22 protein-coding genes and 2 tRNA genes are annotated in these 25,490 nt (G+C 69.5%); 15 read left to right on the top strand and 9 right to left on the bottom strand.

Annotated features, from left to right (window positions below; genetic code table 11):
* The first annotated feature begins 20 nt into the window (after positions 1 to 20).
* The 3 genes from gyrA (at position 21) to ABZZ74_RS29720 (ending at position 3,591) form a co-directional block, all read left to right on the top strand.
* On the top strand, positions 21 to 2,615 hold the full coding sequence (gyrA, locus tag ABZZ74_RS29730) for a DNA gyrase subunit A (protein ID WP_356770070.1): 2,595 nt from the start codon (positions 21 to 23) through the stop codon (positions 2,613 to 2,615).
* A gap of 18 nt (positions 2,616 to 2,633) precedes the next feature.
* Entirely contained in the window at positions 2,634 to 3,413 is a 780-nt protein-coding gene (locus ABZZ74_RS29725; RefSeq protein ID WP_356770068.1) for a DUF3566 domain-containing protein, read from the top strand.
* A gap of 101 nt (positions 3,414 to 3,514) precedes the next feature.
* Positions 3,515 to 3,591, top strand: a tRNA-Ile gene (locus ABZZ74_RS29720).
* A 231-nt stretch (positions 3,592 to 3,822) separates the two neighbouring features.
* Here the strand turns inward: ABZZ74_RS29720 and ABZZ74_RS29715 are convergent.
* Together ABZZ74_RS29715 and ABZZ74_RS29710 are read right to left on the bottom strand one after the other, a co-directional pair.
* Positions 3,823 to 7,824 (bottom strand): hypothetical protein, encoded by a 4,002-nt coding sequence (locus ABZZ74_RS29715; protein WP_356770066.1) that lies wholly within the window; start codon positions 7,822 to 7,824, stop codon positions 3,823 to 3,825.
* Positions 7,825 to 8,231: 407 nt separating this feature from the next.
* On the bottom strand, positions 8,232 to 8,609 hold the full coding sequence (locus ABZZ74_RS29710; protein WP_356770064.1) for a hypothetical protein: 378 nt from the start codon (positions 8,607 to 8,609) through the stop codon (positions 8,232 to 8,234).
* A 290-nt stretch (positions 8,610 to 8,899) separates the two neighbouring features.
* Here ABZZ74_RS29710 and ABZZ74_RS29705 point away from each other — a divergent pair, with 290 nt between their 5' ends.
* On the top strand, positions 8,900 to 9,397 hold the full coding sequence (locus ABZZ74_RS29705; RefSeq protein ID WP_356770062.1) for a hypothetical protein: 498 nt from the start codon (positions 8,900 to 8,902) through the stop codon (positions 9,395 to 9,397).
* Here the strand turns inward: ABZZ74_RS29705 and ABZZ74_RS29700 are convergent.
* On the bottom strand, positions 9,382 to 10,134 hold the full coding sequence (locus ABZZ74_RS29700) for a glycosyltransferase family 2 protein (RefSeq protein WP_356770060.1): 753 nt from the start codon (positions 10,132 to 10,134) through the stop codon (positions 9,382 to 9,384). The two genes, ABZZ74_RS29705 and ABZZ74_RS29700, sit on opposite strands and share 16 nt — an antisense overlap.
* A gap of 224 nt (positions 10,135 to 10,358) precedes the next feature.
* On the bottom strand, positions 10,359 to 10,733 hold the full coding sequence (locus ABZZ74_RS29695) for a DUF6344 domain-containing protein (protein WP_356770058.1): 375 nt from the start codon (positions 10,731 to 10,733) through the stop codon (positions 10,359 to 10,361).
* Between the two features lie 338 nt (positions 10,734 to 11,071).
* Here ABZZ74_RS29695 and ABZZ74_RS29690 point away from each other — a divergent pair, with 338 nt between their 5' ends.
* Positions 11,072 to 11,200: a DLW-39 family protein gene (locus ABZZ74_RS29690; RefSeq protein WP_003999697.1), complete on the top strand. Its 129-nt coding sequence runs from the start codon at positions 11,072 to 11,074 to the stop codon at positions 11,198 to 11,200.
* A 201-nt stretch (positions 11,201 to 11,401) separates the two neighbouring features.
* The gene (locus ABZZ74_RS29685; protein ID WP_356770056.1) at positions 11,402 to 12,655 is read left to right on the top strand and encodes a hypothetical protein; all 1,254 of its coding nucleotides are present in this window, start codon (positions 11,402 to 11,404) and stop codon (positions 12,653 to 12,655) included.
* Positions 12,656 to 12,659: 4 nt separating this feature from the next.
* On the opposite strand, the gene ABZZ74_RS29680 is transcribed toward ABZZ74_RS29685, so the two are convergent.
* Together ABZZ74_RS29680 and ABZZ74_RS29675 are read right to left on the bottom strand one after the other, a co-directional pair.
* Entirely contained in the window at positions 12,660 to 14,393 is a 1,734-nt protein-coding gene (locus ABZZ74_RS29680) for a protein kinase (RefSeq protein ID WP_356770054.1), read from the bottom strand.
* 122 nt (positions 14,394 to 14,515) lie between these two features.
* The gene (locus ABZZ74_RS29675; protein WP_133048376.1) at positions 14,516 to 15,064 is read right to left on the bottom strand and encodes a DNA-binding protein; all 549 of its coding nucleotides are present in this window, start codon (positions 15,062 to 15,064) and stop codon (positions 14,516 to 14,518) included.
* Positions 15,065 to 15,246: 182 nt separating this feature from the next.
* On the opposite strand from ABZZ74_RS29675, the gene ABZZ74_RS29670 reads away from it, so the two are divergent.
* Positions 15,247 to 15,319: transfer RNA gene (locus ABZZ74_RS29670), tRNA-Ala, on the top strand.
* 580 nt (positions 15,320 to 15,899) lie between these two features.
* Here the strand turns inward: ABZZ74_RS29670 and ABZZ74_RS29665 are convergent.
* Positions 15,900 to 16,598, bottom strand: a complete 699-nt coding sequence (locus tag ABZZ74_RS29665) for a DUF5324 family protein (RefSeq protein ID WP_356770052.1) — start codon at positions 16,596 to 16,598, stop codon at positions 15,900 to 15,902.
* A 306-nt stretch (positions 16,599 to 16,904) separates the two neighbouring features.
* On the opposite strand from ABZZ74_RS29665, the gene ABZZ74_RS29660 reads away from it, so the two are divergent.
* Entirely contained in the window at positions 16,905 to 17,438 is a 534-nt protein-coding gene (locus ABZZ74_RS29660) for a peptidylprolyl isomerase (RefSeq protein WP_208781654.1), read from the top strand.
* A 98-nt stretch (positions 17,439 to 17,536) separates the two neighbouring features.
* Positions 17,537 to 18,421 (top strand): rhomboid family intramembrane serine protease, encoded by an 885-nt coding sequence (locus ABZZ74_RS29655; RefSeq protein WP_356770050.1) that lies wholly within the window; start codon positions 17,537 to 17,539, stop codon positions 18,419 to 18,421.
* 282 nt (positions 18,422 to 18,703) lie between these two features.
* Here the strand turns inward: ABZZ74_RS29655 and crgA are convergent, their stop codons facing one another.
* Positions 18,704 to 18,958: a cell division protein CrgA gene (gene crgA / locus ABZZ74_RS29650; RefSeq protein ID WP_356770048.1), complete on the bottom strand. Its 255-nt coding sequence runs from the start codon at positions 18,956 to 18,958 to the stop codon at positions 18,704 to 18,706.
* 142 nt (positions 18,959 to 19,100) lie between these two features.
* Between crgA and ABZZ74_RS29645 the strand changes: the two genes are divergently transcribed.
* From ABZZ74_RS29645 to ABZZ74_RS29620, 6 genes are read left to right on the top strand one after another with little or no spacing between them, the layout of a single operon-like run.
* Entirely contained in the window at positions 19,101 to 19,880 is a 780-nt protein-coding gene (locus tag ABZZ74_RS29645; protein WP_356770046.1) for a DUF881 domain-containing protein, read from the top strand.
* Positions 19,881 to 19,903: 23 nt separating this feature from the next.
* A complete protein-coding gene (locus ABZZ74_RS29640; RefSeq protein WP_356770044.1) occupies positions 19,904 to 20,590 on the top strand; it encodes a class E sortase in 687 nt (228 codons plus the stop codon).
* 54 nt (positions 20,591 to 20,644) lie between these two features.
* Positions 20,645 to 20,806 (top strand): hypothetical protein, encoded by a 162-nt coding sequence (locus ABZZ74_RS29635; RefSeq protein ID WP_133048383.1) that lies wholly within the window; start codon positions 20,645 to 20,647, stop codon positions 20,804 to 20,806.
* Positions 20,803 to 21,441: an aminodeoxychorismate/anthranilate synthase component II gene (locus ABZZ74_RS29630; RefSeq protein WP_356770042.1), complete on the top strand. Its 639-nt coding sequence runs from the start codon at positions 20,803 to 20,805 to the stop codon at positions 21,439 to 21,441. Before ABZZ74_RS29635 ends, ABZZ74_RS29630 begins: the two co-directional genes overlap by 4 nt.
* A complete protein-coding gene (locus tag ABZZ74_RS29625; RefSeq protein ID WP_356770040.1) occupies positions 21,438 to 22,508 on the top strand; it encodes a class E sortase in 1,071 nt (356 codons plus the stop codon). Before ABZZ74_RS29630 ends, ABZZ74_RS29625 begins: the two co-directional genes overlap by 4 nt.
* A gap of 11 nt (positions 22,509 to 22,519) precedes the next feature.
* Positions 22,520 to 23,275 carry a class E sortase gene (locus tag ABZZ74_RS29620; RefSeq protein WP_356770038.1) on the top strand — a complete coding sequence of 252 codons (756 nt, stop codon included), beginning with the start codon at positions 22,520 to 22,522 and terminating at the stop codon, positions 23,273 to 23,275.
* A gap of 78 nt (positions 23,276 to 23,353) precedes the next feature.
* On the opposite strand, the gene pknB is transcribed toward ABZZ74_RS29620, so the two are convergent.
* The gene (gene pknB, locus ABZZ74_RS29615; RefSeq protein ID WP_356770036.1) at positions 23,354 to 25,348 is read right to left on the bottom strand and encodes a Stk1 family PASTA domain-containing Ser/Thr kinase; all 1,995 of its coding nucleotides are present in this window, start codon (positions 25,346 to 25,348) and stop codon (positions 23,354 to 23,356) included.
* Positions 25,349 to 25,490: the final 142 nt, after the last annotated feature.

Genomic DNA, 25,490 nt, shown 5'->3' with positions numbered 1-25,490 from the left:
AGGAAGGATCTTCACCAGCAATGGCCGACGAGAACACTCCTGTCACCCCTGAAGAGGGCGGCGACCTCGTGATGCGCATCGAGCCCGTCGGGCTCGAGACGGAGATGCAGCGCTCGTACCTGGACTACGCGATGTCCGTCATCGTGTCCCGCGCGCTGCCCGACGTCCGGGACGGTCTCAAGCCCGTCCACCGACGGGTCCTGTACGCCATGTACGACGGCGGCTACCGCCCCGAGCGCGGCTTCTACAAGTGCGCCCGTGTCGTCGGCGACGTCATGGGCAGCTACCACCCGCACGGCGACTCCTCGATCTACGACGCGCTGGTCCGTCTCGCGCAGCCGTGGTCGATGCGGATGCCGTTGGTGGACTCCAACGGCAACTTCGGCTCTCCGGGCAACGACCCGGCGGCGGCCATGCGCTACACCGAGTGCAAGATGGCGCCGCTGTCGATGGAGATGGTCCGTGACATCGACGAGGAAACCGTCGACTTCATGGACAACTACGACGGCCGCTCCCAGGAGCCGACCGTCCTGCCCGCCCGTTTCCCGAACCTGCTGATCAACGGCTCGGCCGGTATCGCGGTCGGCATGGCCACCAACATCCCGCCGCACAACCTGCGTGAGGTCGCCGCCGGCGCCCAGTGGTACCTGGAGAACCCGGAGGCCTCGCACGAGGAGCTCCTGGACGCCCTGATCGAGCGCATCAAGGGCCCCGACTTCCCCACCGGCGCCCTGGTGGTGGGCCGCAAGGGCATCGAGGAGGCCTACCGCACGGGCCGCGGCTCGATCACCATGCGAGCGGTCGTCGAGGTTGAGGAGATCCAGAACCGCCAGTGCCTGGTGGTCACGGAACTGCCCTACCAGGTCAACCCCGACAACCTCGCGCAGAAGATCGCCGACCTGGTCAAGGACGGCAAGATCGGCGGCATCGCGGACGTCCGCGACGAGACGTCCTCGCGCACCGGCCAGCGCCTGGTCATCGTGCTCAAGCGGGACGCGGTCGCCAAGGTCGTCCTGAACAACCTCTACAAGCACACGGACCTGCAGACCAACTTCGGCGCCAACATGCTGGCGCTGGTCGACGGCGTGCCGCGCACCCTGTCGCTGGACGCGTTCATCCGGCACTGGGTGACGCACCAGATCGAGGTCATCGTCCGCCGTACGCGCTTCCGGCTGCGCAAGGCCGAGGAGCGGGCGCACATCCTGCGCGGCCTGCTGAAGGCCCTGGACGCCATCGACGAGGTCATCGCGCTGATCCGGCGCAGTGAGACCGTCGAGATCGCGCGCACGGGCCTGATGGACCTCCTGGAGATCGACGAGATCCAGGCCAACGCCATCCTCGAGATGCAGCTGCGCCGCCTCGCGGCCCTGGAGCGGCAGAAGATCGTCCAGGAGCACGACGAACTCCAGGCGAAGATCAACGAGTACAACGAGATCCTGGCCTCCCCGGTCCGCCAGCGCGGCATCGTCAGCGAGGAACTCGCCGCGATCGTCGAGAAGTACGGCGACGACCGCAAGACCATGCTGGTGCCCTACGACGGCGACATGTCCATCGAGGACCTCATCGCCGAGGAGGACATCGTCGTCACCGTCTCGCGCGGCGGCTACGTCAAGCGCACCAAGACGGACGACTACCGAGCCCAGAAGCGCGGCGGCAAGGGCGTGCGCGGCACGAAGCTGAAGGAAGACGACATCGTCGACCACTTCTTCGTCTCCACCACGCACCACTGGCTGCTGTTCTTCACCAACAAGGGCCGGGTCTACCGGGCGAAGGCGTACGAGCTTCCCGACGCCGGCCGTGACGCGCGCGGCCAGCACGTGGCGAACCTGCTCGCCTTCCAGCCGGACGAGGCGATCGCCGAGATCCTCGCCATCCGCGACTACGACGCGGCGCCCTACCTGGTGCTGGCCACCAAGGGCGGTCTGGTCAAGAAGACGCCTCTGAAGGATTACGATTCGCCCCGTTCCGGCGGTGTCATCGCCATCAACCTCCGGGAGACGGAGGACGGTTCCGATGACGAACTGATCGGTGCCGAACTCGTCTCGGCCGAGGACGATCTGCTTCTGATCAGCAAGAAGGCACAGTCGATCAGGTTCACCGCCACCGACGAGGCACTGCGGCCCATGGGCCGTGCCACCTCGGGTGTCAAGGGCATGAGTTTCCGTGAGGGAGACCAGCTGCTCTCGATGAATGTTGTTCGACCCGGTACGTTCGTGTTCACTGCCACAGACGGTGGGTACGCGAAGCGGACCGCCGTTGACGAGTACCGCGTCCAGGGTCGCGGCGGTCTGGGTATCAAGGCCGCCAAGATCGTCGAGGACCGCGGCTCGCTCGTCGGCGCGCTGGTGGTCGAGGAGACCGACGAGATCCTCGCCATCACACTGTCGGGCGGTGTGATTCGTACGCGAGTCAACGAGGTCAGGGAGACGGGCCGTGACACCATGGGCGTCCAACTGATCAACCTGGGCAAGCGCGATGCCGTCGTCGGCATCGCTCGTAACGCCGAGGCGGGACGTGAGGCGGAGGAAGTCGACGGCGACGTGGCCGTGGACGAGACCGCGGAGGGTGCCGTGACCACCGGCACGGACGAGGGTGAGGCGCCCTCGGCCGAGTAGCACGAGGAGAGAGTCATCGTGAGCGGAGCCACGGGCGCCGGATCGGCCGGTACCCCCACGGGTACGGAAACGGACGGCGGCGGCCGTGGCTCCGCCGCGCGTGCGTCCGATCCGCACACGACTCAACTGCGCAAGGTGGAGGTGGAACCGACCAGTCCGCCCTCCGCCGACGCGCATGGATCACAGGGGGGAACTGTGACGGACACCCGGGGCGCGCAGGCTCAGCAGCCGGCCGGAGCGGGCCAGACCAAGCACCAGCCTCCGGCCCAGCCGGCTCCGCCGCAGCAGTCGGCCTCGCCGCTCCCCGGCGAGCGGCAGCCGCAGCAGCCCGCCGGGCCGTACCACCCGCCGCAGGCCTACCCGAGCCAGACGCAGTCGGCCACCGGCGCCGTACGCCGTCCTCGCACCGGCGCGCGCACCACGCCCCGCATCCGCAAGGCACGTCTGCGCGTGGCGAAGGCCGATCCGTGGTCGGTGATGAAGGTGAGCTTCCTGCTCTCCATCGCGCTCGGCATCTGCACGATCGTGGCGTCCGCCGTGCTGTGGATGGTCATGGACGCGATGGGCGTGTTCTCGACCGTCGGCGGCACCATCTCGGAGGCGACCGGCTCCAACGAGTCCAACGGCTTCGACCTGCAGTCCTTCCTGTCGCTGCCGCATGTCCTGATGTTCACGTCGATCATCGCGGTCATCGACGTCGTCCTCGCGACGGCGCTCGCGACCCTCGGCGCGTTCATCTACAACCTGTCCGCGGGCTTCGTGGGAGGCGTCGAGCTGACGCTCGCCGAGGACGAGTGAGGGCCCCGCTCAGCGGAGCGGGACTATCGATTTTGGGACTGCCCACGTCGTGCGCTAATCTTCAGGAGTCAGCGCGCGGGACACACACCGCAGAGCGCGGCGGGGCTATAGCTCAGTTGGTTAGAGCGCATCCCTGATAAGGATGAGGCCACAGGTTCAAATCCTGTTAGCCCCACCAGGCAAAAGACCCCCAGTCCATTCGGGCCGGGGGTCTTTCGCGTCTCCGGGTGACACCAAGCCGTTCCCGGGTGACACCGACCGGGGGCGGGTACGAAAACGCCCGACCGCTGGCGACGGGGGATGCACCAGCGGTCGGGCTATGGCCAAGGGTAACAAGGTCGGTTGTCCGGCGGGAGCCAACTGCTCGGGGCGAACCGAGAGTTGTGATCCGGATCACCGGGTTCCGCTCTCAGTCCTCCGCGCACGGAGGGTCGTACGACAGCCGCGGCAAGTACTCGTGCCACTTCTGCGGCGTCAGTACGCCCCGGGTGGTGGAGCAGATGTGGCGTACGGCGGCGTCGACGTCGAGGTTCCACAGGCGGACCGTGTCGGCGCCGCTGGAGATGCCGAGGAGATGGCTTCTGGGGCTGAAAGCAAGGAAGTTGCCGGTCTTGGCGTTCGGGCTCATCGACTGGCCGATGGGCGCCGCGTCCGAGGGGTCGGCGACGTTCCACAGCCGCACGGTGTTGTCGTTGCCGCCGCTCGCCAGGGTGCGGCCGTCCCGGCTGAACGTCAGGGACACCACCGCCTCGGTGTGTCCGGTGAGCGGGGAGCCCAGGATCCTCGCCCGGGACGGGTCGGTGACGTTCCACAGGCGGACCGTGTCGTCGTCGCTGCCACTGGCCAGGGTGCGGCCGTCCAGGCTGTAGGCGAGCGTGTTGACGGGGCCCAGATGCCCGGTGAGCGGAGAGCCCGTCAGGCGCGGCCGCCGGGGGTCGGTGACGTTCCACAGCCGTACGGTGCCGTCCGCGCTGCCGCTGGCGAGGGTGCGGCCGTCGGGGCTGTAGGCGAGGGCGTTGACGTAGCCGGTGTGGCCGGTGAGGGGCTTGCCCAGCCGGCGGGGGTGGGCCGGGTCGCCGATGTCGAGCAACTGGATGGTCCGGTCGTCGTGGTCGACCGCCAGCGTGCGCCCGTCGGGGCTGAGGGCCAGCGCGTCGGCGCCGGCGTACCGGGTCAGCAGTTCGACGGCCGGGCCGTACGGGACGGGGTGTGCGGGATCGGCGACGTTCCACAGCTGGACCGAGTTCGTGGTTCCCGTCAGCGCGACGAGGGTGCGGTCGTCGGGTGAGAACACCATCGAGCGGGGGGTGCGGTCCTTGGTCGCGAAGGGCTCGCCCAGCGCAACGGGGCGCGCCGGCTCGGTCACGTTCCACAGCCGGATCCTGCCGTCCTCCGCGGCGGTGGCCAGCACCTTCCCGTCCCGGCTGAACGCCCCGATCCGGCCGATCATGTCCGACGCCGGTATCGACCACAGACGGACCTTGCTGTCCCCGCTGCCGGTGGCCAGTGTCCGCCCGTCGGGGCTGAAGCCGACGGCGTACATCTCACCGCTGCTGCCCGCGAGCGGCTCACCGACCTGCGAGGGGTAGGCGGGATTGCTGACGTTCCACAGGCTCGCCGTGCTGTCCGCGCTGCCCGCCGCGATCATCGAGCCGTCCGGACTGAAGGCCACGGACCACACAGGGCCGGTGTGGCCGATCAGAGGCTCACCGAGGGAGCTCGCGTGCTCCCGGTCGGTGACGTTCCACAGCCGGACCGTGTCGTCCGAGCTGCCGCTGGCGAGAGTCCTGCCGTCGGGGCTGAAGGCGACGGAGTGCACGGTCTGGGTGTGGCCAGTGAGGGGCGTGCCCACGGAGCGCGGAGCCCGCGGGTTGCTCACGTCCCACAGACGGATCGTGTTGTCGTCGCCGCCGGACGCCAGGGTCCTGCCGTCCCGGCTGAACGCGATCGAACGAACCGAGTCGGTGTGCCCCTTCAGCGTGGTGAGCGAGACCGGGCGGCGAGGGTCGGTCACGTTCCACAGCCGTACGGTGTGGTCCTCGTCTGCGGTGGCCAACGTGTGCCCGTCGGGGCTGAAGGCGGCCAGGAAGATCGTGCCGTCGTGTCCCGTCACCGAAGGGCCCAGGGAGTGCGGGTGGCGCGGGTCGCTGACGTCCCACAGCCGTACGGTGCCGTCGTCCCCGGCACTGGCCAGTGTGCGGCCGTCCGGGCTGAAGACGGCGCTGCTCACCCAGCTCGTGTGGCCGGTGAGGGGCTTGCCCAGCGGCTTGGGCCGGGTCCGGTCGCTGACGTCCCACAACCGGACCGTGTGGTCGTAGCTGGCGGTGGCCAGCAACCGTCCGTCCGGGCTGAACGTGGTCAGGTAGACGGCGCCGGTGTGGCCGAGGAGGGGGGTGGCCAGGGGCGCGTTCACGATGGAGATCAGACGATTGCGCGTGCCCTTGTCATCTCCGCGCAGTCGATGGGCGACCAGGTCGAGCTGGGCCGACAGCGATGGGTCCGCGGCCTGGACGCGGTCGGCCTCGGCGAGCACCTGCTGGAAGACGGCGTCGTCGCGCTGCTGCCGGGCGACGACGGCGGAGCCGACGGCGACGACGGCGAGCACGACCAGCGCCGAGACGGCGGCGCGGCTGATCAGCAGGGTGCGCTTGCGCAGTCGCACGGAGGCGGTGAGGAAGTCCATCGCGCTGCGGGTCAGAAAGGTGTCGCCCGCCGATCTGGCCCAGCCGCGGGCCTGCTCCAGCCGGGAGCCCCGGTACAGCAGCGAGGAGTCCCTGGCGGAGGCCTCCCAGGCCCGGCCGTCCTCCTCCAGCTGCTGGCGCAGCAGGTTGCCGTTCCTGTCCTCGTCGATCCAGTCCCGCAGCCGCGGCCAGGCATGCAGCAGCGCCTCATGGGTGATCTCGACGGTCTCCGCGTCCAGGGTCACCAGCCGGGCGCGCACCAGAGCCTCGAGCGACTCCTCCGTCGCTGCGGGGTCCGTCGACTCCCGCGCCAGCTGGCGCCGCGTCCCGCGCCGCCGGGTGGCCTGGGTGTCCTCGCCCAGCCGAACCAGCCTCAGCAGCAGCAGTCGCGCGGCCGCTCGGGCTGCCGGGTCCAGACCGGACCAGGCGCGCTCGGCGGTCGCCGCCACCGCGCCCTGGATGCCGCCGGCCGCCCGGTAGCCGGCCAGCGTCAGCCGCCCCGCCTTGCGCCGCTGCCAGGTGGCGAGCAGGGCGTGGGACAGCAGAGGCAGCACACCGGCGTCATGTGCCCCGCGGGGCCCGTCGGCGCTCACCTCGCGCACGATCAGCTCCGCCAGCCCCGGCTCCAGCTCCAGTCCGACGGCCTTGGCGGGACCGGTGACCGCCTCGCGCAGCTCCGCGGATGTGAGCGGGCCGAGCACCATGTGCCGGTGCTGGAGTGCGTCGGCCAGCTCGGGATGGGAGAGGCACTGCTCGTAGAAGTCGGCACGGATGCCGAGGACCACGAGGACGGGCGCCGCTTCGTCGGGGCCCGCGGGTGAGCAGGCGGCGTCCAGGGTCTGCACGAAGACGCGGCGGGCCGTTTCGTCCGAGCAGAGGGTGAAAGCCTCCTCGAACTGGTCGACGATGACGACCGGGCGGCTCATGCCGGAGCTCTCTCGCTTGCCCCAGACCGCGGCTGCCTCGCGCACGTCCCGGGTGAACTCCTCGGTTCCCGGCTCCGCCGCGGTGAGGACGTCCGCGAGTTCGGGTATTCGTCCGGTCAGCTCCCCGAGGGGGTCCGCCCCCGGCACGAACTGGACGACCGTCGTCGTACCGATGCCCTCGTCCCTCAGTACGCCGTTCTGCAGCGCGGGCACCAGGCCGGCGTGCAGCAAGGAGGACTTCCCCGCCCCGGAAGCGCCGACGAGCATGATCAGGCCGCCCGTCCGCTCCACCGTGCGGAGCTGGTCGACGAGAGAATCGGTGCTCCGTTCCCGGCCGAAGAACCAGCGGGCGTCCTGCTCGCGATAGGAAGCCAGACCCCGGTACGGACACACCCCGGTGACGGCGGGAGCCTCGGTCGGCGGCCCTTCCTCCGCAGCTGTCGGTGTGGCTGGCCGCTCCCCGGCCGGGTCGGCCACGGCGCGCTCCCACAGGCGCTGCCACTGAGTCATGTCGTACAGCCCCGCGGACACCGGAGCGGGCCGCGCTCGGCGGGCCTGGGGGATCAGGATGTGCAGCACAGCAGCGAGGGCGGCGAACTGAGCCGGCACGTTCTTCGCCCGTCGCCAGTCACTGATCCGCTGGGCGGACACCCGCACGGGCCGCCCTCGCTCGTCGACCCGCTGCAGCTGTACGACCGCCTCGGCGACCCGCGCGAGGGGAGGATTACCGGCCTCCTTGTACAGCAGCGCGAGCCGTTCCGCGAAGGCTGTACGCGCCCCTGAGTCGGGACTAAAGGCCTCCACCCCTAACCTCCCCCGCGTTTGACATCCGGACCGGAAAACTCACTTTATACGGCTGACCTGCGGCTTAAGAGAGCGGAAGGTGACCGGAATCTCCTCGACGGCGCGCCGAACTGGCAGGATCCCGACCGGGTAGCCAACGCATCACGCTTCGTCCACGCAGGCCATCGGCTCAGCGTTCGGAGGGGCAGCGCCTGGCGCCATCGGTTCTCGGCCAGCTTTCATCGGGAGACCCGGAGGGTGGCGCCGACCCGGCCGGCTGAGTCCGAGAGATCCGTGGCGTTCGGCGCCGGTCCCCACGAGGGGAGGGACCGGCGCCGAACGGCGCGGGCATCCGGGGATGCGCCCGCCGATGTTTCACGTGAAACATCGGTTTCACGTGAAACACGGCCTGGTCCTGGGTGTCCGCTTCACATCCACCCCGCCTCGCAAGCCGCGACCACCGCGAGTTCTTCCGCTTTGTCGGCAGCCGCATTGAGTGCGATGTCTCGGCCCGCCGCTACTCCACCGGCCGCGACCGCCGCGGCCCGCGAGGCGGCGAGAGCGGCTTGCAGCGCGGCGAGGGATCCGTCACCGTCCGCCGCCTGGGCCACCTGAGCGGCCAGTGCGGCCGTGGCGGCCGCGTTCCGTGCGCAGCGGGCGTCGGCGGCCGGGTCGGCGGTGGCGACGGTGAGCGCGTCGAGCGACTGGGCACAGAGGCGCAGGGCGTGGGCGGCCCGCCCGACAGGGCTCTTCGGCACGAGCTCGGCGTCGGACTGGTCCACTCCGGCGTGCCGGCGTGCCGGCATGCGGCTACGGCGCGGTCGTACGCGCTCCGCGCGCGGGTGCGGTGCGCCGTGCTGAGCGACTCCGTGGACCTCGTCGTACCCACCTCTTCGACTTCGCTCATCTCCGCCTCCCTGTCAGGACGTGCACTCGACCTGTCGCCCCTGAAGCCGCTGTCGCCGTGTGCGGGGGCCGCAGGCGCGGGCAGGGTGACATGTCGGGCGTGAAGAGAACAGGCGGAAGGGCGGCCTGGTTATCTGACGGGTCGTCAGCTATGGTCACCCTGCCGTGCAGCCTCCGAAGGGGTGATTCCGTGGAGACACGTCCCGAGAGTCCGCAGCCGACCGGCGCCCCGCGCTGGGTCGCGCTCTCCTACCGGCCCTCCTCGGCCTCCTGGCGGACGTGCGCGGAATCACCCCACCGCGCCCCCGTCCAGTACGCCCTCGGCGAGATGGCGCACACGGTACGCGCGCGTGGAGAGGACCTGACGGTCAGCCTGTGGGGCCCGAAGAACGGAGCCTGGCAGCGCTACGACGTCTCCACGGCCACGGCGCCCGCCGCGACGGCCGAGGTTTCTCCCACGGGCCCGGAGAAGCCGAGCAGGCTCACGGAGCGCATGGACGACCGACGGCAGCAGGTCATCATGGCAGGCCTGGGCAAGGCGGGACTCTACGACCTCACTCAGGACGACTGGGCGGCCGTGGAGGCCGTCGTGGACCGGCTCGACGAGACGACCGTGCGCCGGGTCGCCCAGTGGCTCGCGGCGGCGGGACGTGCTCAGGGCGCTCAGGGCGCTCAGGACGCCGAATAGCTCCAGCCGAGGGAGGCGAGAGCCCGTGCCCTCTCCTCCACCACCGCCATGCGCGCCGCCCGCTCGGCCGGGTCCACATGCGCCGCCTGGCCGGTCACCTGTCCCTCCCACTTCCGGTAGAGCAGCCCCGGCTCGCGGGTGAACCAGCCCCGGCTCACGCCGTTCAGCGCCAGCAGCAGTCCTGTGTCCTCGGAGGCGGGCAGGGCCATCCACCCGCCGAGCGCCAGCAGCAGGTCCCGTCGGACGAAGAGGGTCGCGGGGTGGATCTGGGCGCGGAAATCGTTCGCCCGCCAGAAGTCGAGCACGGTCCCGCGCTCGAGGGGGCCCTCGTCGGGGTCGTCGGCAAAGCCGACGGTCGAACCGTCCGGCAGCAGGTCAAGGGCGCGTGACGTCGCCCAGCCGATTGTCGGGTCGGCCTCGAGAGCCGCCAGGTCGCGCGCCAGCGCCCCCGCCGTGAGCAGGTCGTCGGCGTCCAGCACTTTCACGTACGCGGCCTCGGTGTGCGCGAGGGCGATGGTCCGGGCGACTCCCGGACCGCCGGGCCGCCCCTGGAGAAAGGTCACCCGATCGTCGTCGGGGACGCAGGGGCGCACCGCGTCCGTCCTGCCGTCCTCCTGGACCACCCAGTGCCACTCCCAGCCCTCGGGGAGCTCCTGGGCGTACAGAGACTTGTAGGCGTCCCCCAATAACTCGGCCGATGGGGGGTGGACGGCGGTGACGACGAGGATGTGGGGCATGGGCCCAGGCTACGGGCCGCCCAGAGGGGGCGATCAAGGGTGCACCACGACGTGAGGACCTCCGGCCGGCATACGGCTGGAGGTCTTCAACAGGCGGTTGTGTGTACGCAAGTTCGCCGTTACGTCGGGTGCGTCGGGGAGGGAGAAGAGGCGTTGATTCTCAGTTCCGAAGAGGGTCGGCCGGTATCGAGGACGATCGGCCGGCAGCGAAGAGGAGCGGTGTCTCAGCGCTGAAGGGGAACCGTGGCGAGGTCCGCCGGGGCGCAGAGGGCGGTGGCCTGTTCGGACAGAAGAGCTTCCGCGCTCGCGTCGGCGTCCGTGCGGGGACGGTGGCGGCAGCTCGGGGACTTGCCGTGGGCCTCGGCCCGGATGCGCTGCTTCATCGTGGGGGGCAGGGCTCGTGCGAAGAACCAGGACCTGTGCTGGGACGGTGTCGGCATCGTCACGTGGTGCGCGGTGCCGCTCGTGCTGTTGCCGGTCGCCTCGGTCTGCGCTACGGCCGCGGTGGCGGTCGAGGTGGCGAGTCCGAGCGTCGCACACAGCGCGAAGAAGACGGTGACGATGGTGGTCCACAGCTTCATGACCTGGTTCCGGGCCATGGCCCCTCACTTTCGGGTTGGGCGATTTGCGTACTTTCCTCATGATGTGTATGGGGGCCGGGAAGTGGTGGACCGACGCCCGTGGCGCGTCGATCTTCGGATGAACACCACCCGGATGGGTGCAAACAGCCAGAAAAGTGGAGAAGAATCCCCTAAGAGGGACCAAAGTCGCTGTCCGTGGAGGTGTGATCACCCTCAGATCGGAGCGGTCGGCTCCGGTTCTACTGCGGTATCGGGACCGGGAGTTGAGGCCGGACGCAGGTCACCGATCGGTATCGGTCGGTGTGTATAGTCGGGCGCCAGAGGTCCCCTACGTCAAGGAAAGACGAGGTCGCGCGGTGAAGAAGCTTCTCCTGGTCGCACTGGCCGCCATCGGCGGGCTCCTCGTGTACCGCCAGATCCAGGCGGATCGCGCCGAGCAGGATCTGTGGACGGAGGCGACTGACTCCGTGCCCACGGGTTCGTGAGCACCGACATCCGATTCTGAAAAACCCCGGCCGTCAGAACGGTCGGGGTTTTGCGTTGCCCGGATGACGCGCCGCATCCCGGGGCAGGATGGGCGACGGTCCCACGGTCCGGGCAACGACGAGGGGTGGCGCGTGATGGGGCGGCGTACGGGGTGGTGGCGCGCGAGACCGGGGCACGGCCGGACTCCGGTACGCGCGCGCGTGGCGGCCGCCGGAGCGGTGCTGTGCGTCTCGGTGGCGCTGACGGCGGGGCCCGCCTCGGCGGCGGACTCCTCCTACGCGTTCGCGGCGGACGCCCGGACCGTCAAGGGCGCGACGGGCACCACGGACGCCGTCCTCCTCGACCCCGGCAGGAGCTACCGCAGCTCCCTCCCCAAAGGCGCGAAGCTCTACTACCGCCTCGAACCCGACGCCCCCACCAGCGCCTACGTCGCCGTCACCGCCGTACCGCGCGGCAGCGGCAAGCTCTCCGTGAACGACGGCATCAAGGTCTCGGTGCAGAACTCCCAGGGCAACTCCTGCTCCTACGAGAGCGCCAACTTCGGGATCACCGGCAGCCCGCGTCCCATCACGGCCTGGGGCGCGCGGACGACGTCCCCGCGCATGCCCCTGTGCGAGGGCGGCGGCCCGTACTACGTGGTCGTCGAGCGCGCCGACGCCGACGGGTCGACCTCCGGCACCTGGGACCTGGAACTGGCCACCGCGACCGAGCCGCGCCTCGGCCGGACCGGCGCGACCAGCGCGCCCACGACCTGGAACTCCGCCACCCCCTCCCCACTCACCGGCGAGGCCACCACGCGCCAGGGCGGCGCGGGGTTCGCCCGGGCGGTCTCCGTACAGCAGGGCGTCTGGCGCGCCGGCATTTCGCCCGGGCAGACGCTCTTCTACAAGGTCCCCGTCGACTGGGGCCAGCAGCCCTCGGCCGTGGCGGAGCTGGGCAGCCACGACAGCGGCGACAGCAGCGGTTACGCGGTCGGCGCGCTGCAGATGACCCTCTACAACCCCGTGCGCGCCGACGTCGAGGCCATCGAGATCGGCTACGACGGCAGCCAGAACACGGCCTCCCTGGCCCCGGTGCCGCCCGTCGCCTACGCCAACCGCTACGCGCCCACCGACCAGGTCAACGGCATGCGCTTCGCCGGCTGGTACTACCTTGCGATCCACCTCTCCACCGCGGTGGCCGACGACTTCGGCACCGGGCCGTTCGGACTGACACTGCGGGTCCGGGTCACGGGCGCGGCCCAGGACGGCCCCGGGTACGCCGGGCAGCCCGTCCCGCAGAACGTCTTCGGCGTCACGGCCCAGGACCGCGCGGCCGCCGGGGACGGCGGGAGCGGCGGGAGCGGCGCCGCGATGAGGGCACTCGCCGCGGGTGGCATCGGCGCGGGGACAGTGGTGCTGGTGGTGCTCGGGGTGTGGACGGTCGTGGGGCGACGGCGGGTTCGGGCCTCGTGAGGCGTCAGACGCGGGTCAGGGCCCAGAAGCCGACCGCGTAGCTGACCAGGGCGAACAGCAGCAGGGGCAGGGCCACCTTGGCGGGCGGGCCGCCGGGGCGGCGGGCTCGGCGTGCGGCCCGGTGGCTGGGGCGCGCGGTGTCCTGCGTGAGGCCGTTGACCAGGTGCGGAGCGATTTCCCGCGCGGGAGGTGGAACCTGCCGGTCTTGAGCGGTGTACGAAGCAGTAGAGGCATCGTCGCGCTGGTGCGGAGCCGGAGGCACGGCACGGGGGGAGGACAGGACGTGCGTGGGGTCGTGGGGGGAGACGTAGGCGGGGTAGGGCTGACCGCCCTGAGGTGTCTGGCCCTGTTCCTGCGCCTGTACGTGGGGCGGTGGCTGCGGGGCGGCTGGCGCCTGCGGAGCGGGAGTTCGGGGGGAAGCGGCGGAGGTGACGGTGGCCTGGGGCGGCGGCAGATGGAAGCTGCCGGTGTCCGACATGCCGGGCGGCTGAGCGGGGACGGCCGGTTGCGGCTGGGAGCCGGTGTCCCGGCGCGGGTCGACGGGTGGAGCAACGCCCGCGGACGGTACGGCGGTTGTATGGGCAGGAGGCGGCCCGGAGTCTGCGCCGGAGCCGTACGGCATGGAATCTGTACCGGGGCCGGACGACACGGAACCGGTACCTGCTCCGAACGGCAGAGAACCCGCGCCGGAACTGGACGGAACGGTTCCCGCACTGGGCCGGGGCGGTACGGATCCTGCGCCGGACCCGGAGGAACGAGAGCCCGCGCCGGACTCGGAGGAACGAGAACCCGTGCCGGAGGTGGACGACGCATCGCCGAGGGAGGCGCTCGCCCTGACCTCGACTCCGGGCGCCGGTTTCAGGGGCCCCTCGGCGGCGAACCCCGGTGGCAGCGGCCCGATCTGGTCGAAGATCTCGATCAGCTCGTCGTCGGGACCGGGCTCCGGCAGCAGCTCCCTGGCCGCGGCAAGCGCCTTGCGCGCCCCCGTAGCGGTCCTGAACCGCGCCTGCGGGTCGGGCTGCAGCAGCGTCGCCACGACCTGCCACAGCGGCTCGGGAACGCTCTTGGGCGCGCTCGGCGTCCCGTGCGCCGCGAAGTACTGCACGAGCGCCTTCGTGTCCGGCTTGGCGCCCTCCAGCAGATACAGCGCGACCAGACCGACGGCGAACAGGTCCGCGGGGAAGTCCGGTTCCGCGCCCATCATCTGCTCGGGCGCGAGATAACCGGGCGTTCCCACCACGAGGTTGGTCTCCGTCAGCCGCGGCTCACCCAGCCGCATGGCGATGCCGAAGTCCGACAGCCGCAGCCGCGGCCGGCCCGTACCGGTGGCCTCCAGCAGCACGTTGGCGGGTTTGATGTCCCGGTGCACCACGTCCTCGGCGTGCACCGCGGCCAGCCCCGACAGCAGCTGGTCGAGCAGCGTGCAGACGAACGCGGGGGGCAGGGGACCGTAGTCGCCTATCAGATGGACCAGCGAACCGCCGGCGACCAGGTCCATGGTGAACAGGACCTTGTCGTCGTCGGCGGCCCAACTGGCGGGCGCGAGCACATGGGGGTGATCGATCCGCAGAGCCTGCTCACGGACGAACCGCAGCAGGGAGTGCGCGTCGCTCTGCTGGAGCACCTTGGCGGCCACATAGCGGCGCCGGCGGTGGTCCCAGGCACGCCACACGGCGCCGACCCCTCCGCGCCCGATCGGGTCGACCAGTTCGTACCGGCCGGCGAAGACCTCACCCATGGCTGTGCGTCGCTCCTCCCCCTTCGGCTACCCCCCTTGCTTCCCCCTCGATGAGCGATACGACTCCCCCTCGTTGCCGTGGCCCGGCCGCCGAACCCCCTTCGACGAACCGGGCCGCGGGCTCAGTTCTGGTGGGACTGGTAGTGCGCGACGGCGTCGGAGGTGCGGCCGGCGCCGTACACCCGGAGGAACTCTGCCAGTTCCGGGTGGCTCGGGGCGAGGGTGTCCGCGGCCTCGATGATGTCGCCCGCGGCGGCCACGGACCGCAGCAGCGACTGGATTTCGCGGACCACCCGCTTGACGGTCGGCGCTCCCGAACTGCTGGTCGTGGTCGTGGTGTTGCTGAGCACAGATCCCCCCTGGGACTTCTTGATCTCCTCCATGCGGTCGGTGGCCTCCGCCGCGCTGACACTGCCGTCCGCGACCTGCCCCGCCAGGTCCTGCAGCAGCTGCACCCGCTGTACGACAGCGGGATTGCCGATCTTCGCCCGCTGACCGCTCATCAGCTGTGACAGCATCGGAGCGGACAGGCCCAGAACCCCCGCGAGACGAGCCTGGTTGAGGCCGAGATCGTCTATGAGCTTACGGAAGAGCGCCCCCAGTGGCTCCCCGTACCAGTTCCGCTGCAGTTCCCGCGCTCTTGCGGTGGCTTCCTGCTGTGCGGCGTCCATTGCGTCTCCCCATCGCTTCCCCAAGTACGGTGGTTCGCTGTAGCGAACCACGCCGAGCATCTTACGGAGAGTGGTCGTCTGCGGGGACCCCCAATCTTTTTGCGAGATCCCCGGGATGACCCGGTACTCTGGTCTCCGGCGCCCGTCGGTACGCGGTTCTTCCGATCGGACGCACCACTTCCGGGGCCTTAGCTCAGTTGGTAGAGCGCTGTCTTTGCATGGCAGATGTCAGGGGTTCGACTCCCCTAGGCTCCACATCGAAACCCCTCTGACCTGGAGAAACCTGGTCGGAGGGGTCTTTTCATGCCGTCGGCCGCGACGTTGCAACGGCCCGCAGGACGCTCCGGGGCCGTCACCGGGCGGAGGCTGCCGTCCGGCCGTTCGCCGCTCGCCGTCGCTGCGGACACCCTTCCTCGATGTCGGCCGCGTTCCAAAGCCGCGCCGGCGCCCTGCGATCGCGTCCCCCAGCAGGGCTCAAGGGGGTGATTCCCGGCTCTCCTCGGCCGGTGACGTGCATCACGGGGGCGCTCCCTCCTCGATAACATTGCAAAAGTTTGCGCAAAGGTGAGCATCCGTCAAGATCCATGGGCGGTCACCGCGGCGCCCCGTGCGGCGCAAAGGGCGGTGGACGCGGGTAGAGAGCCCTTGCCCTGAGCTGGCGCGAAGGGGATCGCGGTGACCGGAAGGACGCACTCCGTAAAGAGAGTCCGCACAGGGTCCGCACATACGGGGCGTTGCAAACGTCATCGTCCGCGGCGGAGACAGGCGGACACAGTCGTGGGGCGGGAGACCGGCAAGTCTCCCGCCCCACGGGCGTGGTCGGGCGCCTAGGAGGTCAGTGGCCCTCGTCGTGCTTGGCGGCCTCCTCGGCCTCCTTCGCCTGGACCTCGGGGTCGAGCACCGCCTGTCCGCTGCCGTCAACGGACGTCAGCCGACTCGTCTCGGGCACCTCGGTGGCGGCGGGCGGCTCGACCAGCCAGTCCGGGTTGGCCTGCTTGTCCCACCACTTCCAGGCGGCGAAGGCACCGCCCGCGACCGCGCTGATCACCAGCAGCGTCCTGGCCGCGCGGCCGGCCCGGGCCCGCCGCTCCTGCCTGCGGACCAGCTTCTGGATCTCCTTCGCCGAGACCTGGCCGCGCAGCGCGGCCAGTGCCGCGGCACCGCGCGCGGCGGCCTCGTCCGCGACGGGCCCGGCCACGGCGACCGCCTGCTCGATCCTCGGCCGTGAGTAGTCGGCGGCCTGCCGGGCCGCCTTGCGAGTACGGACGGCGGCCTCATGGGCGGCCTGGTCGACCTTCGGCGGCACATGGGTGCGGGCCTGTTCCAGGCGTGGCGCGACAAGTGCGTCGTACTGGACGCGTGCCTGGTCGGCGGCCAGGGACACCTTCGGCGCAAGCCGTACGCGTGCCTCGTGTGCGTAGTGCGCGGCCCTGTCCTTGGCCGTGTCGGCGTAGGGCGCCACCACTTCCGCGGCGTGCAGCACGCTGTCCTTCGCCGAACCGGTCGCGGCGCGCACGCTGTCGATGCGGGTCACGGGTTCCTCCTCCTCGGTGGCGTACGGTATTTCGACTTTCCACCCTTTTACGGATCATGCCTGTCAACGAACCCTCAGGCATGCGAGGGCGGGCATCCGGGTCATCTGAGGATGAATACGGGGCAACGAGAGCTTGTCGTCGACAATGCCACGGATCGCTGCCCTTCGCTCCGGTACCGGGGGGTACAAGACCGGTTTTCCGCATCCGGTTACCCGGGATCCGCGCCGAGAAGCGGGCGCCGGACGACGTGGGGCGGGTACCGTGCGAGGATCGGGGGGTTACGGAAAGACAACGGAAGGCAGATCGTGGCTGAGCAGCTTTACGCCACCCTGAAGACCAACCACGGCGACATCGACGTCCGGCTCCTGCCGAACCACGCCCCCAAGACGGTCCGGAACTTCGTCGAGCTCGCCCAGGGCGAGCGTGAGTGGGTCAACCCCGCCACCGGCGCCAAGTCCACGGACAGGCTCTACGACGGCACGGTCTTCCACCGGGTGATCAGCGGTTTCATGATTCAGGGCGGTGACCCGCTGGGCAACGGCACCGGCGGTCCCGGTTACCAGTTCGAGGACGAGTTCCACCCGGACCTGTCCTTCAACAAGCCCTACCTGCTGGCCATGGCCAACGCGGGGCCGGGCACCAACGGCTCGCAGTTCTTCATCACCGTCGCCCCCACGACGTGGCTGAACCGCAAGCACACCATCTTCGGCGAGGTCACCGACGCGGCCAGCCAGAAGGTCGTGGACGCCATCGCCACCGCCCAGACCAACCCGCGCACCGACCGTCCGGTCAACGACGTCGTCATCGAGTCGGTCGTCGTCGAGACGCGCGAGGGCTGAGTCGCCGCACGGCAGGAACCAAACGCCCCGCTCATCCGTAAAGATGGGCGGGGCGGTGCTTTTGCGCAACGCACCCGTACGACGACCTAGGGGATGTCATGGACCACGCGGCAGGCAGCTCGCAGGACGCCACGAGCGTGCCCGGCTGCTACCGCCACCCGGACCGCGAGACCGGCATCCGCTGCACCCGCTGCGAGCGGCCGATCTGCCCCGAGTGCATGGTCAACGCCTCGGTCGGCTTCCAGTGCCCCGAATGCGCCCGCGGCGACTCCGGCACCGGGCATCCGCCGGCCGCGGCCCGTCCTCGTACGATCGCCGGCGGCAGCGTCGCGGCCGACCCGCGTCTGCTCACCAAGATCCTCGTCGGGATCAACGCGGCGGTGTTCATCGCCGTGCACGTACGGCCCTCGCTGCTGGACCACCTGGTCCTCATCGGGGAGTGGCCCCCGGCGCCGTACCACGCGACGCAGGGCGTCGCCGCGGGTGAGTGGTACCGCCTGGTGACCTCGATGTTCGCGCACCAGGAGCTGTGGCACATCGCCTTCAACATGCTGAGCCTGTGGTGGCTCGGCGGGCCCCTGGAAGCGGCCCTGGGCCGTGCCCGCTATCTCGCGGTGTACTTCGCCTCGGGTCTCGCGGGCAGTGCCCTGGCCTATCTGGTGGGTTCCCCGACCACCGCGACCCTCGGCGCCTCCGGCGCCATCTTCGGCCTCTTCGGCGCCACCGCCGTGCTGATGCGCCGGCTCAACTACGACATGCGGCCGATCCTCGCCCTGCTGGCGATCAACCTGGTCATCACCTTCGGCTGGGGCGGTATCTCCTGGCAGGCCCACATCGGGGGACTGGTCGCCGGTGTGATCACCGGCTACGGAATGGTCCATGCCTCCCGCAGGCACCGCGCCCTCGTCCAGTACGGCACCTGTGCGCTCGTCCTGGTGGTTGTCGTGGTCCTGACCCTGATCAGGACGGCTCAGCTCACCTGAAGTGCCCGGTTGTCCACAGCGGGTGGCGGATCTTGTGCATGACGGACGGGAACAGCTGTGCCCCCTGTCACTGACCGTGTTTACGCAGGTCAGGCAGGGGGCGAACAGGCTTGCGAAGAGTCATGGGATGGTCGTACCGGCGTCAACGCCCGACGGGTTATCCACAGATCGTCGTTCTTTATCCCCAGGGCCTCTGTGGATTTTTTCTCCGGCCTGTGGATAACTCTGCGGATAGCCGTGGGCAGAGCCGGGTTCACCCGGCCGTAGCCACCGCGTCGACCGCTACTTCCACTGCGTGGAGACGCCGAATCCCGCGGCGATGAAGCCGAAGCCCACCACGATGTTCCAGTTGTCCAGCGCGTCGATGGGCAGCGAACCGTCGGTCACATAGAAGACGACGATCCAGGCGAGGCCGATGACGAACATGGCCAGCATCACAGGCGCGACCCAGCCGCGGCTGTTCAGCTTGAGGTTGGTCGCCTGCTTCGCCGGAGGCGGCGTGTAGTCGGCCTTCTTGCGGATACGTGACTTCGGCACGAGGGTCTCTCCTGTCGATGCGCTGCGTGGCCGCGCAGGGAACTGGGGCTGGCTCCGGGGCAGCGTACAAGGGGACTCTCAGAGCTCCCCCGGGCGTCCGTTAGCGTAGTGCTTCCGCGGTGCCGAAGGAGATAAGGGTACGTTGAGCAATTCTGCCGACTCCCCCCAGGCCGGATCCAGTCCTGGCCGGGGGCCCCGTTTCCGGCCCGTGCGGATCCTCACGGTGGCCGTCTTCGCCCTCGCGGGGCTCATTTTCTTCACCAGTTTCAATACGGCCAAGGGCACCAATATCCGCACGGACACGTCCTTGTTGAAGCTTTCGGACCTCATCCAGGAGCGCAGCCGCAAGAACAAGGAACTGGACGAGTCCAACGCCTCCCTGCGCGGGGACGTCGAGGCGCTCGCCGAGCGCGACGACGGCAGCACCAAGGCGCAGGACGAGAAGCTCGCCGGCCTGGAGAAGAGCGCAGGCACGCAGAAGCTCAAGGGCAGGGCGATCACCGTCACGCTCAACGACGCCCCGCCGAACGCCACCGCCAAGCTCCCCGGCTATCCCGAGCCGCAGCCCGACTACCTGGTCATCCACCAGCAGGACCTGCAGGCCGTGGTGAACGCCCTGTGGCAGGGCGGGGCCAAGGGGATCAAGGTCATGGACCAGCGGCTGATCTCCACCAGCGCGGTGCGCTGCGTGGGCAACACCCTGATCCTCCAGGGCCGGGTCTACTCACCGCCGTACAAGATCACGGCGATCGGGGACCCCGACAAGCTGAACCAGGCGATGTCGGCCTCGAAGGCGATCCAGAACTACATGGTGTACGTCAACGTGTACGGCCTCGGCTGGAAAGTCACCCAGGACGGGACGGTGACTCTTCCCGGCTACTCGGGCACAGTGGATCTGCACTACGCCCAGCCCGTGAAGTGAACTGAGCCGCTCGGGAGCTGCCGGTGCGCGTTGTCGTCAGGACCGTCAGCGAACTGTGCATCACCGTCGGCGCGTTGATAGTCCTCTTTGTTGCCTATGTCCTGTTCTGGACGGGTGTCCGGGCGGACGGCGCGATGAGCCACCAGATCGATGTGCTGCACAACCAGTGGTCGAAGCAGACCGCGCACCCCACGACGACGGCCGGCACCGCGGCCGCCCTGAAGAAACCGGCGCCCTACAGCCCGGGCAAGCCCTTCGGGATCATGTACATCCCGCGGCTTGGTTTCACGTGGAACAAGCCCGTGCTGGAGAACACCGCCGTGAACACCCTGAAGAAGGGCCTCGGGCACTACGCGGACACCGCGCAGCTCGGTCAGGTCGGCAACTTCGCGGTCGCCGGCCACCGTCGCACGTACGGCGACCCCTTCGTGGACTTCCCGAAGCTCCGGCCGGGCGACGCCGTGGTGCTCACCGACGGGACCACCTGGTTCACGTATCGGATCGACAAAGGCCCCTACAAAACCGTTCCCACCGACGTTGAGGTGATCGACCCTGTGCCACGTAAGTCGGGGTACACGCGTCCGGGCCGTTATCTCACGCTGACCACGTGCGATCCGGAGTGGGGACACAGCCACCGCCTGATCGTGTGGGGGCACCTGGACTCCACACAGCCTGTGGAGGCAGGCAAACCGGCCGCGCTGCGCCGTTAGTCTGGTGACGGTACGGCGTTGGACTGGTGCCGTGGGTGGAACGGAAGGGACGGCATGTACGGCTGGATCTGGCGGCATCTGCCGGGGAACGTGTGGGTGAAGGCGCTGATCTCGCTCGCGCTGGTCCTGCTGGTCGTCTACGTCCTGTTCCAGTACGTCTTCCCGTGGGCCGAACCGCTGCTTCCCTTCAACGATGTGACGGTGGACAACCAGTGAGCGCGCGCATTCTGGTCGTGGACAACTACGACAGCTTCGTCTTCAACCTGGTCCAGTACCTGTACCAGCTGGGCGCCGAGTGCGAGGTGCTGCGCAACGACGAGGTGTCGACCGCGCACGCCCAGGACGGCTTCGACGGCGTCCTGCTCTCGCCGGGTCCGGGCACACCCGAGGAGGCCGGCGTCTGCGTCGAGATGGTGCGCCACTGTGCCACGACCGGCGTCCCGGTTTTCGGCGTCTGCCTCGGCATGCAGTCCATGCAGGTGGCGTACGGGGGTGTCGTGGACCGTGCCCCGGAGCTGCTGCACGGCAAGACCTCGCTGGTCGAGCACGAGGGCAAGGGCGTCTTCGCCGGCCTGCCGACGCCGTTCACCGCGACCCGCTACCACTCGCTGGCGGCGATGCCGCCCACCGTCCCGGCCGAGCTGGAGGTCACCGCACGCACCCACGACGGGATCATCATGGGCCTCAGGCACCGTGAACTCCCCGTGGAGGGCGTGCAGTTCCACCCCGAGTCCGTGCTGACGGAGCACGGGCACCGGATGCTGGCCAACTGGCTGGTGGAGTGCGGCGACCAGGGCGCGGTGGCGAGGTCGGCGGGGCTGGCCCCGGTGGTGGGCAGGGCCACGGCGTGACCGCGCTGCGCCCCGAGCGCGAGTCCGGCACCTCGTACGGGCAGGAGCCGCACGAGGCCTCCGGCGCGTTCGAGGACTGGACGGTGGGGCGGCAGGCCTATGAGCCGCCGATCGACGAGGAGACCGTGGCGCTGCGGATCCCGGATCCGCCGCCCGGCGAGTCGATATCGGCTGTGCGGCCGTCTGGCGCCTCAACGGCCGCTGCTGCGGGCGGAGTCACCCCGGGAGGCCGAGCGGCCCGCAGAAAGGCCGCCAAGCGCCGTCACGGGCGTCACGGGGGAGTTCCGGCGGCTCCTGATACTGCTGAGGCTTCTGAGACTTCTGCTTCCAGGACGTCCGAGGCGCAGGCACCGCTGTCCCGGATGGAGGCCCGGCGTCAGGCCCGCGCGCGCAAGCCCAGCGCCGGCGTGATCGCGAGCCGGGCGATCGGTGAGCTGTTCATCACCACCGGTGTCCTGATGCTGCTGTTCGTCTCCTACCAGCTGTGGTGGACCAACGTCCGCGCCCACGCGCAGGCCGACAAGGAGACCAGCACCCTGCAGAACGACTGGGCCAGCGGAAAGCGCGCGCCCGGGGAGTTCGAGCCGGGGCAGGGCTTCGCGATCCTCCACATTCCCAAGCTGGACGTGGTGGTGCCGATCGCCGAGGGCGTCAGCAACAAGAAGGTGCTCGACAAGGGCATGGTCGGCCACTACGGCGAGGGCAAGCTGAAGACGGCGATGCCCTCCGCGAAGACCGGCAACTTCGCGCTGGCCGGCCACCGCAACACGCACGGCGAGCCGTTCCGGTACATCAACAAGCTCAAGCCGGGCGACGAGGTCGTCGTGGAGACGCAGGACGACTACTACGTCTACAAGATGACCTCGACGCTGCCGGTGACCTCGCCCAGCAACACGAGCGTGATCGACCCCATCCCCAAGGGGTCCGGTTTCACCCAGCCCGGCCGCTACATCACCCTCACCACCTGCACTCCGGAGTTCACCAGCAAGTACCGGTTGATCGTCTGGGGCAAGATGGTCGAGGAACGGCCGCGCAGCAAGGGCAAGCCGGATGCGCTCGTCGAATAGGACAGAGGAACGTGGCAGCGACCACCGACGACAGACAAGAGGACACGGGCGACGCGGACGCGTACACCGGGACCCCGGCCCGCCGCCGGGGTCCCGGCCGGATCGCCACGGCGGTCAGCGTCTTCGGTGAACTCCTCATCACCGCGGGCCTGTTGCTGGGCCTGTTCGTCGTCTACTCGCTCTGGTGGACGAACGTCGTCGCCGACCGCGAGGCGGACAAGCAGGGCGACAAGGTCCGCGACACCTGGGCCCACGAGCCGAGCGGCCCGGGCGCGCTGGACACGAAGAACGGCATCGGCTTCCTGCACGTGCCCGCCATGAAGAACGGCGAGGTGCTGGTGGAGAAGGGCACCTCGACGAGCGTCCTCAACGACGGCGTCGCCGGCTACTACACCGACCCGGTGAAGGCGACGCTCCCGATGACGGGCAAGAAGGGCAACTTCACGCTCGCCGCCCACCGGGACGGCCACGGCGCCAAGTTCCACAACATCGACAAGCTGAGGATCGGCGACCCGATCGTCTTCGAGACCAAGGACAAGTGGTACGTCTACAAGGTCTACGACGTCCTCGACGAAACCTCGAAGTACAACGTCAAGGTCCTGGCCCAGGTCCCGAAGGAGTCCGGCAGGACCAAGGCCGGCCACTACATCACCCTGACGACATGCACCCCGGTGTACACCTCGCGCTACCGCTACGTGGTCTGGGGCGAACTGGTCCGCGTCGACAAGGTCGACAACAAGCGGACTCCGCCGAAGGAACTGCGCTGAGGCGAGCGGGCTGAACCATGCGAAGGGCCCCTGCCGGGATCGCTCCCGGCAGGGGCCCTTACGTGTCCGAGGGCACCGTCAGCCGCCTACGCCGCCGAAGACGTTGGTGCCGCCGTTGTTCCCGCCGTTGTTGTTCCCGTTTCCGCCGAAGGTCGTCAGGTTGACCGACGATCCCTGGTCGACCGTGCTGCCCTGGCCCGGGTCCGAGCTGATGACGATGGCGTTGTCGTCCTGGGAGCCGTTGATGTTGCCGACCTGGAGGCCCACCTGCTGCAGGGCGTTCCTGACGTCCTTCAGCCTCTGCCCCACGATGCCGTTCGGCACCTGGACCTGGTTGTTCTGCTTCTGACCGATGTTGATCTGCACCGCGGTGTTCTTCTTGACCTGGGTGCCGATCGACGGGTTGGTCGAGATGGCCTTGCCGTCCTGGTTGTCGTCGGACGTGGGCGTGTTGACGCAGTTGCCGGTCAGGCCGTTCTGCTGGAGTTCGGCCTTTGCGTCGTCGCAGCTCTTGCCGGTGACGTCGGGCACCGCGACCGTCTCCGCGGCCTTGGCGATGGTGAGGGTGATCGTCGATCCCTTCTCCACCTCCTTGCCGCCGATCGGGTCCTGGTCGAGGACCTGGTTCGCCGGCTCCGTCGACTCACGCGTCCTGGTCTCGACCTTGAACTGGTAGTCGGAGCCCTCGAGCTTCGCCTTCGCGTCGTCGAGGCTCAGGCCGACGACGCCCGGGACCTGGACCTTGGGCGCCCCGGTGGAGACCACCAGGTTGACCGCGGTGTTCTTCTTGACCTTGCTGCCCGGTGTCGGGTCGGTGGAGCAGATGTTGCCCTTGGACTGGTTCTCGCAGGGCTGTTCCTTGACCGTGCCGACCTTGAGGTCGCTGTTGGTCAGCTGCTTCTCGGCGTCCGCCTTCGGCTGGCCGACGATGCTCGGCACGGCCACCGTGTCGTTGCCGGTGCCGTGTCCGCTGACCACCCACCTGCCGATCAGGATCGCGCCCACCAGCACCAGGATGCCCGCGACGACCAGCAGGATCGTCGAGGTGTTGTTCTTCTTCTGGCGCCGCCGGTCGGGCCGGTCGTCGTAGCCGAAGCCGCCGTCGTCCGGGTTCATGGGCGGCAGCATCGATGTGGCGCCGGCGCCCGCGTCGGAGCGCAGGGCCGTCGTCGGCTGGTCGTCGGGGTAGCCGCCGTAGCCCACGGAACCCATCGCCGCCGTCGCCGCGACCGGCTGGCCGTCGAGGCACGCCTCGATGTCCATGCGCATCTCGTCGGCGGACTGGTAGCGGTAGTTGGGGTCCTTGACCAGCGCCTTCAGGACGATGGCGTCCATCTCGGGCGTGATCTCGGGGTCGAAGACGGAAGGCGGCTGTGCCTCTTCTCGTACGTGCTGATAGGCGACGGCGACCGGGGAGTCGCCGACGAACGGCGGCCGTACCGTCAGCAGCTCGTACAGCAGGCAACCCGTCGAGTAGAGGTCCGAGCGGGCGTCCACCTGCTCGCCCTTCGCCTGCTCAGGCGACAGGTACTGCGCGGTGCCGATGACCGCCGCCGTCTGCGTCATCGTCATGCCGGAGTCGCCCATGGCGCGGGCGATGCCGAAGTCCATGACCTTGACCTGGCCGTTACGCGTGAGCATCACGTTGGCGGGCTTGATGTCCCGGTGGACGATGCCGCTGCGGTGGGCGTACTCCAGGCCCTGCAGGATGCCGATGGTCATCTCCATGGCCCGCTCGGGCAGGAGCTTGCGGCCGGAGTGCAGGAGTTCGCGGAGCGTGGAGCCGTCTACGTACTCCATGACGATGTACGGGATCGAGACCCCGTCGATGTAGTCCTCGCCCGTGTCGTAGACCGCGACGATCGCGGGATGGTTGAGCGAGGCGGCCGACTGGGCCTCCCGGCGGAACCGGGCCTGGAAGGACGGATCCCGCGCGAGGTCCGCGCGCAGCGTCTTCACCGCCACGGTGCGGCCGAGCCGGGTGTCGTGCGCGAGGTAGACCTCCGCCATGCCACCACGGCCGAGCACCTGGCCCAGCTCGTACCGGCCGCCGAGGCGACGCGGCTCTTCCATAGCTTCCTACCAGCCCTCTCCGTCGGTCCCGACCGACACGGGTGTGCGGTCGGAGGCTGCCGTCCGGGCCTACCGTACCCGGCTAGCTTTGTGTGACCTGGCCAAGCCCGTAACCCGATACAGGACCGGTATCGCAACGTGC

The sequence above is a fragment of the Streptomyces sp. NPDC006476 genome (genome assembly GCF_040612015.1).
Taxonomy (GTDB): domain Bacteria; phylum Actinomycetota; class Actinomycetes; order Streptomycetales; family Streptomycetaceae; genus Streptomyces; species Streptomyces griseorubiginosus_B.
The sequence above is the reverse complement of the archived record's forward strand: the minus strand, read 5'-3'. Positions and strand labels throughout refer to the sequence as shown.